8 protein-coding genes are annotated in these 12,434 nt (G+C 70.2%); 1 reads left to right on the top strand and 7 read right to left on the bottom strand.

Translation table 11 applies throughout. From position 1 onward, the window contains the following. Window positions 1-120: 120 nt before the first annotated feature. The 4 genes from ACV7NO_RS04635 to ACV7NO_RS04620 form a co-directional block, all read right to left on the bottom strand. Window positions 121-1,086 carry a LysR substrate-binding domain-containing protein gene (locus tag ACV7NO_RS04635; RefSeq protein ID WP_463404850.1) on the bottom strand — a complete coding sequence of 322 codons (966 nt, stop codon included), beginning with the start codon at window positions 1,084-1,086 and terminating at the stop codon, window positions 121-123. Between the two features lie 153 nt (window positions 1,087-1,239). Beyond that, entirely contained in the window at window positions 1,240-3,066 is a 1,827-nt protein-coding gene (locus ACV7NO_RS04630) for a CocE/NonD family hydrolase (RefSeq protein ID WP_463404849.1), read from the bottom strand. Beyond that, on the bottom strand, window positions 3,063-4,601 hold the full coding sequence (locus ACV7NO_RS04625; RefSeq protein ID WP_463404848.1) for an AbgT family transporter: 1,539 nt from the start codon (window positions 4,599-4,601) through the stop codon (window positions 3,063-3,065). The genes ACV7NO_RS04630 and ACV7NO_RS04625 overlap by 4 nt, the downstream gene beginning before the upstream one ends. A gap of 4 nt (window positions 4,602-4,605) precedes the next feature. Then, window positions 4,606-7,476 (bottom strand): TonB-dependent receptor, encoded by a 2,871-nt coding sequence (locus tag ACV7NO_RS04620; RefSeq protein WP_463404847.1) that lies wholly within the window; start codon window positions 7,474-7,476, stop codon window positions 4,606-4,608. Window positions 7,477-7,678: 202 nt separating this feature from the next. Between ACV7NO_RS04620 and ACV7NO_RS04615 the strand changes: the two genes are divergently transcribed. After that, entirely contained in the window at window positions 7,679-8,710 is a 1,032-nt protein-coding gene (locus ACV7NO_RS04615; RefSeq protein ID WP_463404846.1) for a CapA family protein, read from the top strand. 166 nt (window positions 8,711-8,876) lie between these two features. Here ACV7NO_RS04615 and ACV7NO_RS04610 read toward each other — a convergent pair whose 3' ends face one another. Genes ACV7NO_RS04610 through ACV7NO_RS04600 form a run of 3 tightly spaced genes read right to left on the bottom strand, consistent with a single transcriptional unit; the run spans window position 8,877 to window position 12,380 of the window. Then, window positions 8,877-10,004 carry an adenosine deaminase family protein gene (locus tag ACV7NO_RS04610; RefSeq protein ID WP_463404845.1) on the bottom strand — a complete coding sequence of 376 codons (1,128 nt, stop codon included), beginning with the start codon at window positions 10,002-10,004 and terminating at the stop codon, window positions 8,877-8,879. Between the two features lie 7 nt (window positions 10,005-10,011). Continuing rightward, the gene (locus ACV7NO_RS04605) at window positions 10,012-11,337 is read right to left on the bottom strand and encodes an NCS2 family permease (RefSeq protein WP_463404844.1); all 1,326 of its coding nucleotides are present in this window, start codon (window positions 11,335-11,337) and stop codon (window positions 10,012-10,014) included. Then, on the bottom strand, window positions 11,334-12,380 hold the full coding sequence (locus ACV7NO_RS04600) for a nucleoside hydrolase (RefSeq protein ID WP_463404843.1): 1,047 nt from the start codon (window positions 12,378-12,380) through the stop codon (window positions 11,334-11,336). The genes ACV7NO_RS04605 and ACV7NO_RS04600 overlap by 4 nt, the downstream gene beginning before the upstream one ends. Window positions 12,381-12,434: the final 54 nt, after the last annotated feature.

Below are 12,434 nucleotides of genomic sequence, written 5' to 3'. Positions count from 1 at the left end.
TCGACGGTCGGAAACGTCCCTGAAGTTGCGGCGGCTGCGGGACCACGTCCGGCCTTGGCGGCCACGCTGCGCACGTCAGGCGGCGGCGGAGCCGTCACGTCGAGCGGAACCGTCGTGCGATCATAGCGCGCTTGGCGCCGTGCACGCCATCCCGCCGGATGCGGCGTCCGTCGCGCGGTCCACATGCGCCTTCGCCGCCGCATGGAACGCCTGCGTCAACGTCGAGGTCGCCGATCGCGACGACACGACGAAGGCATAGTCGTGGATGATGTCCGGGACGAACCGTCGCGCCACCAGCGGCGCGCGGACATAGCTGCGCGCGAGCAACGCGTTGACGACCGCAATGCCGACGCCGCGCGCGGCCAGCGCGCACGCCGAGCCATGGGTATGCGTCTCGATCCCGACGGTCGGGCGCAACCGGTACTGGGCGAAACACTGGTCGACCTGCGCGCGCCATTGCCGCCCGGCCCCCAGCAGGATCAGCGGCACGCCGCGCAGCAACTCCGGCGTCAGCGTCTCGTGGATGGCCAGCGGATGGTCGCACGACAGCACGCACACCGACCCGCTCGACACCAGCGGCGTACACGACAGGTCCTCGTCGTCGATCGGCAGCTTCATGAAGCCGCAATCGACCACGCGGGTCGCGATCATCGACTTGGCGGTCTCGATGCTGCGCGAATCGAGGCTGAACCGCACACCGGGAAACCGCTCGAGAAAGCCCGCGACGATGTCCGGCAGCAGCCCTTCCGCGAAGCTGGGCGGCGCGACGATCCGCAGTTCGCCCGTCGCCGAGGTCGCGATGTCCGCCGCCAGGCTGTTGACGCGCTGCAACCCTGCCAGCGCGAGCTCGACCTCCTGCGCCAGCGCCAGCCCGTCCTTCGTGGGCACCAGCTTGCCGCGATCGCGGTAGAACAGCTCGAACCCCACCGCATCCTCGATCTGCGCGATGATCCGGCTCACCCCGGGCTGCGTCATCCCCAGCGTCCGCGCCGCCGCGGTCGCGGAGGCGGTGCGCGTCACCTCCGCGAACACCGTCAGTGCGCGCACCCCCAGCGAGGAGACGGGCCGGCGGATCGCCCCGATCATGCAACGGCTCCGGACATCATCCGGACATGCGCCGAAGCGCCTGTCGCGACACCGGCCCGTTCCCCCACCCGACTGGCCATCAGGATACCGTATGGCGAAGCGGGTGGCGGAGCGGGCCGGGGCCGCCCGGGGACCGCGCGCTTTCGCGCGTCCTCAAACGATCGGGACGATGGGCAGCACGACATGCGACGCGTGCGCGCGATCGACGTGGACCGCGTTGCGCGCCACCTGCGGCACGGCGCCCGGCACGCGCCAGTCGACGTTCGGATTGACGTCGAAATGCGGGAAGTTGCTGCTCGACACCTCGATGCGGATCCGGTGCCCCGCGCAGAACCGGTTGCTCGTCGGGAAGGCGGGGATGGCAAGCGCATGGACGTGGCCGGGCTCCATCGGTTCCGGGGTCTCGAACGATCGGCGGAACCGCGTGCGCAGGATGCCATGCGCCAGGTTCATCGCATAGCCCTGCGGATAGTCCATGCTGGGCGGGTGGACGTCGACCAGCTTGATCGTGAAATCGGTGTCGACCGCGGACGACGACACGAACAGGTGCGCGATCGCGCTGCCCGTTACCTCGACGTCGCGCACCAGCGGCGCGGTCTCGAACACCAGCACGTCGGCACGCTCGGCGAGCGGACGGCCGGGCGCGCGCGCACCGAACAGCCCCTCGGTCTCGCGCTGGTCGTACGCGCCCGCGACCATCACCGGCGCGCCGGAGGCGATCGCCCCGCCGATCGTCGGCACCGGGTCCGCCGGATCGAAGTCGTACGCCAGCGGCGGCGCGCCCTCGGATGGCTCCGCGGGCGACAGCGCCCCCCCGCGATGGAGATACAGCACGGTCTCCACCGCGCGCGCGATCGGCCAGGCCGGCTCGTCGCGCCAGACGCCGCCATGGTCGAGCCGCCCCTCGCCGGTCCGCCGCCCGCTCCCGCCCCCCATCACGAAGATCCGCACCGGCGCGGGCAGGTGCTCGGGCGCGTCGCGGCCCAGCATGTGCCGGTCGAACCAGTCGCGGCGCAGCGTGAAGTAATCCGGCCCCACCGCCCCGTCGAGCGGCGCGTCGCGGCCGAAATCCACGTCCCCCGCATGCGTCACCGATCGCTGCCCGTGCGTCCATGGCCCCAGCACCAGCCTGACGGGCGCGCGCTTGGTCGCCGCCAGCGCGGTGAAATTGTCGATCGCGGTCTGCGAATAGGGATCGTACCAGCTAGACATGTGGACCTGCGGCACGTCCGGGAACCGGTCGTACCACCCGCGCGCATAGATGCCGATGCGCGTCCAGAACGCGTCGAGCCGGTCGTGATCCCACTGCTCGACGACATAGCTCTCATACTCCGGCGCGGCCGCCAGCGGCGAGTGCCCGCGCGTCCAGCGCCTGCCGATCCACGCGGCGATGTCCTCCGCTTCCAGCGCCGCGCGCCGCGCCGGGTCCGCCAGCGTCTCGGGTGCGAGCAGCGCGTGCTTCCTCGCCCAGGTCAGCTGCTTCAGCTCGAACGCCCCGCCCTGCCGCGCGCCGCCGTGATACGCGCTCGAGAACCCGCCCGAATCGAGGAACATCGCCGCCAGCCCCGGCGGATCGAGGCAGGCGAGCGCGGCCTGCACATGCGCGCCGTACGACAGCCCCAGCGTCCCGATCCGCCCGTCGCACCAGGGCTGCGCGCGCAACCATGCCAGCGTGTCGAACCCGTCCTCCCCTTCCGAAAGATATTTGGTGAAGACCCCTTCCGACGCATAGCGCCCGCGACAGTCCTGAAGGACGAAGACATAGCCCGCCTCGGCGAACCAGCGCGCGATCTCGGGCTTGGTCCGCGGCTCCGCCTCGTCGCGCGTGCGGTCGCCGTGGTTCGCCGCGCGCTTGTCGTACGGCGTGCGCTCGAGAAGCACCGGCCAGCGCATGCCCTCCGCGTGCGCCGCCGGCAAATACACGTCGGTCGCCAGCCGCACGCCGTCGCGCATCGGCACCATCGCATCGGCGATCCTCATCGCGCCACCGGCAGCGTGTACGAAACGGGCGCGCCCGGCCCCGTCGGCGGCGCCAGCGTCACCCAGCCGACCACCAGCGCCAGCCCCGTCACCCCGATCGCGATCGAAAAGGGCAGCATCATCGCGATCAATGACCCGACGCCGAACCCCTTCGCCCAGCGCTGGCACATCACCAGCACCAGCACGAAGTTCGACGCCACCGGCGTCACGATGTTGAAGATCGAATCTCCCATCCGGTACGCCGCGGTCGTCATCTCGGGCGACACGCCCAGCAGCATCAGCAGCGGCACCGCGATCGGCGCCATCACGCTCCACTTGGCGCTCGCGGAGCCGATCAGCAGGTCGAACACCGACGACATCAGCAGCAGCACGACCAGCATCAACGGCAGCGGCAGCGCCATGCCCTTCAGCGTCGCCGCCCCCTTGATCGCCATGACGGGCCCCAGGTTGGACCAGGCGAACATCGCGACGAAATGCGCCGCGAAGAACACGATGACGATGTACGGGGCCAGGTCGCGCATCCCGTGCCCCATCATTCTGACGACGTCGCGGTGCGACGCGATCGTCCCCGCTGCCGCGCCATAGGCCCAGCCGCAGGCGAGGAAGAGCAGGAAGAACGCCGCGATCAGCGCGCCGTAGAACGGCGTCAGCCGTGCCGCGCCGGTCGCTGTCTCGTCGATCAGCGGGCGGAACCCCGGCGCCAGCGCCAGCGCCGCGAACAGCGCCACGACGACCAGCGCCGCGACGCCCGCCCGCCGCAGCCCGCGCCGCTGCGCGTCGTCCAGCACGCCGACCGGCGCGGCGAGGTCCGCATCGGGCCCGTCCGCCTGCCACCGCGACAGCCGCGGCTCCACCACCCGGTCCGCCACCACCCACACGATCGGCAGCAGGACGAGGCCCAGCGTCGCGGTGAACCACCAGTTGCCCAGCGGGTTGAGCGGATAGTCCGCCACCAGCAGCCGCGCCGCCGCCTGCGTGATCCCCAGGATCAGCACGTCGAACTGCCCCGGCACCAGATTGCCCGCGAACGCGCCCGAAATGCCCGCATAGGCCACCGCGATCCCCGCCAGCGGATGCCGCCCCGCCTCCGCATACACGATCGCCGCCAGCGGAATCAGGACCACATATGGCGCGTCGCCCGCATGGTGCGACAGCACGCCGACCAGATAGGTCGCCGGCGTCAGCCATCGCACCGGCAGGTTGCGGACGGCACGCCCGATCAGCACCGTGAACAGCCCCGCACGCTCCGCGACCGCCGCGCCCATCATCACCACCAGCACGAAGCCGAGCGGTGGAAACGCGGTCAGCGTCTTGGGCATGTCGACCAGCAACCGGCGCACGTTCTCCGCCGACAAAAGGCTCTCCACCGCCACCGACTTGCCCGTCGACGGGTTGATCGCGCTCCACCCCGCCGCGCTCGCGATCGCCGACGCCGCGACGACGACGAGGATCAGCGCGACGAAGATGAAGGCGGGATCGGGCAGCGCATTGCCCAGCCGCTCGACGCGGTCGAGCCAGCTTCGACGGGTGGTCATGGCGTTACAGCTTCACCGAGAATCGCGCATAGAGGAAGCGTCCGCGCGCATCATAGGTATAGATATCATAGTTGATCGGTGCGTTGGCGTAGGACGCGGGCGGCGCCTTGTCGAAGACGTTGTTGACGCCCAGGCCGAACCGCGCCTGCCCGCCGCTGACGTCGAACCCCATCTCCGCGTCGATATACGTGATCGCGGCGGTCCGGCTGTCCTTCACCGCGTTCGCGATGTCGGTCGTCGGCCCGATATAACGCCCGCGCAGCACCGCATCGATGCCGTCGTTCGCCCAGTTGAGCGAGGCCTGCCCCTTCCACCGCGGATAGGTCGATCGCGGCTGGTCGCCCTTGCCCGCGCGGTTATCGACGATCGTGGCACCCGTTGCGGGATCGGGCGAGACGGTGCGGAACGAGCCGAGATACGACGCGTCGAGCACCGCGCCGATCTTGCCGATCCCGGTGCGGAAATCGTAGCGCAGCGTCGCGTCGACGCCGTCGGTCTTGATCGAGGCGAGGTTCTGCGATCCCTGCAACAGCTGGAGGATCGCCCCCGTCGACGCGTCGCGCGCGACGAGGTCGCAGAAGATGCCGCCGCGCCGCGCGCACAGCTGTAGGATCTGGGTCGCGCTCTGCGCCGCGATCGCGTCCTTCACCTTGATGTTGTAGTAATCGATGGTCAGCGCCAGGCCCGGCAGCGGGGTCAGCGCGATCCCCGCGCTGATGCTGTCCGACGTCTCGGGCTTCAGCTGCGTATTGCCGCTGATGACGCCGGGAATCAGCCCGTTCAGGTTGAAGTTCGCTTGGTTGTACCCCGCCGGCACGCCCGCGCAGCCGACCAGCGCCGCGTTCGTCGCCGCCCCGCCGTTGCACGGATCGGTCCCCTGGAAGCTCGTCTGCCGCGCGCCCTGGTACAGCTCGAGGATCGACGGCGCGCGGAACCCCTGCGCATAGGTGCCGCGCAGCAGCACGCCCTCCACCGGGCGATACCCGCCACCCGCCTTGAACGTCACCTTGCCACCCACCGTCGAATAGCGCGAATAGCGCGCGGCGAGGTTCACATCGAGGCTCTTGCCGATCGCCGAGTCCTTCAGGATCGGCACCGACAGCTCGCCATACACCTCGTGCAGGTCGTAGCTGCCGCTGGTCGCGGTGCGCGTCTGCGCGGTCGTACGCGTGTAGAGTACAGGGTTGAGGAACGCCGAGGCCGAATTGGCGAACGCGTCGGGCCGGTCGACGCCCTTGTTGCGCCGATATTCATAGCCCACGGCCAGCGCGACCTCGCCCGCGGGCAGCGCGAACAGCGTCCCCGTCGCGTTGGCCGATGCGTTCCACAGCTCGGTGTAGTTCGATTCGCGCGTCGTGAAGCGGATGTAATCCGCCGCCGCCGCGGTCATCGGCCCGAACAGGTTCACCGGGACGCATCCCGCCGCCGCCGCGCAGGTCGCAGGGCTGCCCAGCCCCAGGAACAGCGCGTCGTAGTTGACGCCGTTCAGCGCGGTCGACTGGATCGTGTTCTTCGCATAGCTGCCGAACAAGTCCCAGCTCCAGCGATGGCCGAACAGCGCGAACTTGCCGTCGAATCCGCCCGCGACGCGGTACGTCTCGACATCCTGGCGGTTGTCGCGGTTGCCCAAATCGGTCAGCACCTTGCGGATGCGGAACGCGGAGGTCCCGGCGAAGGCGAGCGCATTCGCGGCCGGCACGCCGTTGGCGGTGCCGAACGGGTTGAACGCCTGATTGTTCGGAATCGCGAACCCGCGCACCGTTCCGGCCGTCCCGCCGATATCGAGCAGCACGGGCGAGAACAGCTGGTTCGACGTGCGCCGGTTGTACAGGCCCTCGACATGATAGTTGATGTCGTCGGTGATCGCATAGCCCAGCCGGGCATAGACGCCGTACCGCTCCGACGGCCCGGTCGAATAGATGCCCTGCGCCTGCGTGTTGTAGAAGTCGCCCGGCAGCGCCGCGGTGCGCAGCGCATTGTCCGCCAGCGCGCCCGCGCCGTAACCGGTGCCGGTATAGGTCACCGGCGCGGCCGCCGCGGCGAAGCCGGCCGCCGTCCCGAAATAGGTGTTCGCCGCCAGCCCGGGCAGGATGAACAGCCCCGCCGGGCTGGTCCCCGGCGTCGTCACCGGCACCAGCGACACCGCGGTCCGCGCGCGCGCAGACGTCAGGATCGGCTCCGATTTGTAATAGCTGCCCGACACGATGATCGAGGCGCGGCCGAACTGCTTCCCGACGTTCAGGATGCCGGTATATTCCTGCCCGTCGCCGCGATCGGTCAGCGCCGATCGGCCGGAGGCGCGGATGCCGTCGAACGGGCGGATCGTCTTGATGTTGACGACACCCGCGATCGCATCCGCGCCATAGATCGCCGACGCGCCGTCCTTCAGCACCTCGACGCCGTCGATCATCCCCATCGGGATCGTGTTGAGGTCGACGAAGTCGCGAAACCCGCGCTGCCCCACCGCATCGACCCAGCGATGCCCGTCGACCAGCACCAGCACGCGGTTCCCGCTGCCCTCGCCCCCGCCCAGATAGCGCAGGTTGATCGAGGCCGCGCCGTACGACGTCCCCTGCGTCCCGTTCGAATTGAGGCTGACGCCCGCCGAGGGCAGCCGCTGGAGCAGTTCGCCCGGCGACGCGGTGCCCGATTTGGCGATGTCGTCCGCGGTCAGCGTCAGCAGCGGGCCGACCGTCGCGGCGTCGCGCCGCTGGATCCGCGATCCGGTGACGACGATCTCCTCGCCCGGCGCCGGCTCGTCCGCCGGTGCCGCGACCACCGGCTGCGCCACCTGCGCCGTCGCGGTCGAGGCGACGAACAGCGTCAGCGCGCTCGTCGCCAGCGCCATGTGCCGAAGCCGCGCCGCGCGCCCCATCCCAAGATCCGTCCCAAGATCCGTCCCAAGATCCGTCATCGCCCTTGCCCCCGCTGTCGTGATTCGGCGCCACGGTATCAGTCCCGCGCCGATGCGAAACGGGATGACGAGGCTTCATCGCCTCATACCCGCGGCGGTATGACGTTCCCCGCAGCGGCACCCATCGGATATGATCGCCCGCGAACATGCGGGAAGGGCAGCCATGACGCCTATCGTCGATCGTCGTCGTCTCATCGGGGGGGCGCTTGCCGCATCGCTGTCGCCGCGCGCGATGGCGGCACCGCGCGCACCACTGCGGATCGCGCTGCTCGGGCAATCGCTGATCCAGCGCGACCTGTGCCGCATCGGCTGGCCCGGCATGGCGGCGATCGCGAAGCGGCTGGCGGCGTTCGACGTGGTCTTCACCGATCTGGAGACCGCGATCGAGGCGCCGGGGGCCGGGCAGCCGGCCCGTGAAGGCGAGGTGTTCCACGCCGCCGGCGCAGAGGTGATCGATTGCCTGCGTATGCTCGGCGTCACGCTCGTCACCACCGCCAACAACCACGCCGCCGATCTCGGCCCCGGCGGCATCATGGCGGCGATCGCAGAACTCGACCGTCGCGGGATCGCGCATGCCGGCACCGGCGCGGATCTTGCGCGTGCATCGGCCGCCGCGACAGTCCGGACGTCGCGCGGCGCCGTCGCGCTCGTCGCCGCCGCGACGGGCGCGATCCGCGACGGGGCGGCGGCCACCGCCACGCGCGCGGGCGTCGCCGAACTCCGCCGCCGGCCCGACGGAATGCTCGACGCCGAGGACGTCGCACGCACGCTGTCGGCGATCCGCACCGCGCGAGCGTCGGGCGCGACCGTGCTGATGTGCCTCCACAACCATCATTGGGAGCCCGACCGGACGCAGCCCCCCGCCTTCCAGCGGGTCTTCGCGCGCGCCTGTATCGATGCCGGTGCCGCCGCCTTCGTCGGGCACGGCGTGCCGCAGGTGCAGCGCAGCGAGATGTATCGCGGCGGCGCCATCTATCACGGGCTCGGCAATTTCATCTTCCAGACCCGAAAGCCCGACGGTGCCTATGGCGACCCCACATGGCGCTCCGGGATCGTCGCGGCCGACTTCCGAAACGGTCGCTTCCTGACCGCGGTCGAAATGCCGGTGCAACTCGATCGACGCCGTATGCCAGATGGCGAGTTCACCTGGGGAACGCCGGCGATCGTCGACGAAACCCGACCCGGCCGTTCATGACGACCCCGGAAGGCCCCGTCACCCCGGACTGGATCCGGGGTCCCGCTTCTGTTCGAGCGAAGGGACGACCCTGGCTTGTCCTGAGCGCCTGCCTTTGCAGTCAAAGGGTCCGAAACGAACACAAAACGAACTGTCGGGCGGACCCCACGTCATTCTGCCCCGAAGCTCAGCCTTGCGATACGTCCCCGTGGCCGTTCGCGGTCGTCGCGCGAACCAGCACGTCGAACTCGTCGGACCAGCGCCGCCGCCAGTCCGCCCGGGCCGCATCCGACGCCCAGCTGCCGTCCACGCCGTTGCGCATCATCGCGCGCAACGCCGCCAGGTCGAAGCCCAGATGGCTGTACATCAGCTCCCATGCGCCCCCCGGGGTCACGCGGTGCAGCGTCGGATCGTCGGTATTGGGGTGCAGCCGCAGGCCCAGCGCCGCCATCCTTCGGATCGGATGATCGAGCGCCCAGCGTTCGGGCGCCAGCGTACGCAGATAATAGGAATTGGTCGGCACCACGGTGAACACGATTCCGCGCTCGGCATACGCCGCGGCCAGTTCCGGGTTGTCGACGATCGTATAGCCGTGGTCGACGCGATCGACGTGCAGCCGGTCCACCGCGGTCGCGACGTTCGTCCACGGCATCCCGAACTCGCCGGCATGCGCGGTGGTCTTCAGCCCGGACCGGCGGGCCAGCGCGTACGCGTCCGCGAACAGCTCGGGCGGCCGGTCGTTCTCGCGGTAGTCGATGCCGATCCCGGCGACCGCGTCGTCGCGATGCGCGACCATCTGCTCGACCATGTGAAGCGCCAGTTCGGGCGCCGCCTCGCGGTCGATGCTCGGGATCAGCAGCGCGGATATGCCGTGGTCGCGCGCCGCGTCGCGGATCCCCGCGACGATCCCGTCCTGCACGGGCGCATAGGCGAGCCCGGTGTCGCGCAGCGTCGCGGTGGGGTTCCAGAAGAACTCGGCGTGGCGCACGCCCTCGCGCGCGGCATCCTCCAGATACTCGTAGGTGATCCGGTGGAAGTCCGACGGCGCCAGCAGCAGGTGCCGCTCGAGCGCACGCAGCACCTGGAGCACGCCCACCGGCTTCGCGTCGCGGCGATAGAAGGCGTCGATCGTCTCGCGGTCGATCGGCGCGTTCCGGCCGGCGACCATCTCGACGAACGTCTCGCGCCGCACCGCGCCGAGCAGGTGGCAGTGGAGTTCCACCTTCGGGATCGCGCGAAAGAACGCGCGCAGGCGTTCGTCGACCGGACGCGCGAGGGGGGAGTCGGGCACGTTCCCGATCGAGGCGTTGGTCATGTTGCTCTCAGTGCGCGGTGGCGGCGACATAGAAATAATAGGCGAGCGGCACCGACAGGATCAGCAAGCCCACGGGCACCTGCCGCAACCGCCCGGCCAGGATCTGGACGAGCACATGGGCGAGCAGACCGCCCGCGATGCCCGTCCCGAAACTGTTCGAGATCAACGTCAGCAGCACCATCGCCATCGCAGGCAACAGGTCCGTCACGTCGTCGCCCTTGAGATGGCGGATCGTGCCCAGCATCGAGATGCCGATCAGGATCAGCGCGGGCGCGGTCGCCTGGCGCGGGATCGCCATCGCGAGCGGCATGACCGCAAGGCAGCACAGGAACAGCGCGGCGGCCGCGATCGGGACCAGCCCGGTGCGCCCGCCCGCCTCGACGCCCGCCGCCGATTCGACCAGCGCGGTGGCGGCGGGGATGCCGAGCAGCGGGCCGATCGTGGCCGCGATCGAGTCGACGAGGAACGGCCGCTCGATCCGCGGCAGGTTGCCGTCGGCATCGGTCAGCCCCGCCTTCGCGCCGACCGCGAGCGTGGTGCCCAGCGTCGAGAAGAACTCGGCCGCGAAGAACGCGAACAGGTAGGGCAGCGCGGCCAGCGTCATCGCGCCGAGCGGGTCGAGCCGCAGCGCGGTCGCCGCGATCGCATGCGGCAGCGACACCGCGGCGTCGGGCAGCTTCGTCAGCCCCAGCGGGATGCCGACCAGCGCGGCGACGACGATCCCGGCGAGGATCGCGCCCGGGATCCGCCGCGCCTGCATCGCGATCGCCACCGCCAGCCCGATCAGCGCGACGACCGGCCCGGGCTGCGCGAAATCGCCGAGCATCAGCGCATTGGTCCTGGCGTTCACCGCGACCATCCCCGCATCCCGACACCCCAGCATCGCGATGAACAGCCCGATCGACGCGCCCAGCCCCAGCTTGATCTGCGGCGGCACCATCCGCACGACGATCCCGCGCGCGCCCGTCAGCGTCAGGACGAGGAACAACAGCCCGGAGCAAAAGGCGATGCCCAGCCCCGTCGGCCACGCGATCCCCTCCACCTGCGCGAGCGTCACGCCCAGGATCACCGATCCGCCGATGCCGGGGCCGACGAGGAACGGCAGGTTGGCGTAGAGCCCCATCAGCACGCTGCCCCCTGCGATCAGCAGGATCGCCGCGGTCGTCGCCGCGCCGCGATCCATCCCGCCGGTCGCGAGCAGCGAGGGGATGACGACGACCAGATACGCCGCGGCGAGGAACGTGGTGAGCCCGGCGAGCAGTTCGCGCGGCACCGTCGTCCCGCGTTCGGTGAGCGCGAAGCGGCGATCGAGCCAGATCGTCGCCTGGCTCACTGCGACGCCTGCGCGACGAAGCTCGTCAGGAAGCGGTCGACGTCGATCGCGCGGACGATGTGGACGGGGCGCTCGCCCGCATTCGGCGCCATGTCGTCCTTCCAGATGACCGGCTGGCCATAGCTGGGGCCGGGCAGCGTATCGACATCCATCCGCGCGACCAGTTCCTCCGTCACGAGCGTGCGGTCGATCGCGACCGCGGCGGTGATCTCGTCCCACAGCGGCTGGCCGAGGCGGGCATAGGTCTGGACATAGGTCGCGACCGGCGTCTTCGCCGCGCCGATCCGCGCGACGACCTCCGGGGTAGCCTTCGCGGCGGCGGTGACGTTGCCCATCACCGTCATCCGCCGCCACGGCGCGCGCAGCACGATGTGCGCGGCTTCGGGATCGAACAGGAAGTTGAAATCGGTCGCGTAATCGGTGTTGCCCGTCGCGCGTGCGATCGCGGTATCGACCTTGCCCGCCTCGATCACGATCTCCTTGGCCAGCCGCGGCAGGTCGGGGGCGAGCCGCACCGCGAGCGCGATGTTGGTCAGCGGGCCCGCGGCGACGATCGTGATCCTGCCCGGACTGGCGCGGACGAGGCGGATCAGCGCGGTGACCGCGCTTTCGGTCTGCGCGGTGATGCGCGGCGCGCCCTCGGGCATCGGCGGCACCAGCGCGGGATCGTCGGGGTGATAGGTGCGACCGGGCCGCGGCGTGCTCCACGCACCCTTGAACGGGATCCGGCCATAGCGCGTCTCCCAGTTCGCCATCTCCCGCTGATCGCGCATCAACGGCATCTCAGCGCCCATGTAGACCGGGACCTTGGGCCGCCCCGCGATCTCGAGGAAGCGTAGCGCGTGCTGCGTCTCCTCCTCCAGCCACGCGTCGCCGGTGACGACACCGATCCCGACGAGATCGACCCGGGGATCGCGCAGCAGCGGGATCAGCGCCTGGATGTTGCTCTGGCCGGGCCCGAGAAAGTCGTTGTCGAAGAAGATCTTCGTCTTCTCCGGCTCCGCCGCGGCGGGTGCGGCCAGGCTGGCCAAGGCGAAGGACAAGCAGATCGCTCCTCCTCTCCGCTTGCTTCGAGCGAAGTCGAGAAACGTACCCCA

It is taken from the genome of Sphingomonas sp. Ell38C01 (genome assembly GCF_055231975.1).
This window is presented reverse-complemented; position numbering and strand designations above follow the sequence as displayed.

Excerpts from the sequence above, each read along its gene's own strand:
- ACV7NO_RS04635 (WP_463404850.1), bottom strand. The coding sequence starts at position 1,086 with ATGATCGGGGCGATCCGCCGGCCCGTCTCCTCGCTGGGGGTGCGCGCA.
- ACV7NO_RS04630 (WP_463404849.1), bottom strand. The coding sequence starts at position 3,066 with ATGAGGATCGCCGATGCGATGGTGCCGATGCGCGACGGCGTGCGGCTG.
- ACV7NO_RS04625 (WP_463404848.1), bottom strand. The coding sequence starts at position 4,601 with ATGACCACCCGTCGAAGCTGGCTCGACCGCGTCGAGCGGCTGGGCAAT.
- ACV7NO_RS04620 (WP_463404847.1), bottom strand. The coding sequence starts at position 7,476 with ATGGGGCGCGCGGCGCGGCTTCGGCACATGGCGCTGGCGACGAGCGCG.
- ACV7NO_RS04615 (WP_463404846.1), top strand. The coding sequence starts at position 7,679 with ATGACGCCTATCGTCGATCGTCGTCGTCTCATCGGGGGGGCGCTTGCC.
- ACV7NO_RS04610 (WP_463404845.1), bottom strand. The coding sequence starts at position 10,004 with ATGACCAACGCCTCGATCGGGAACGTGCCCGACTCCCCCCTCGCGCGT.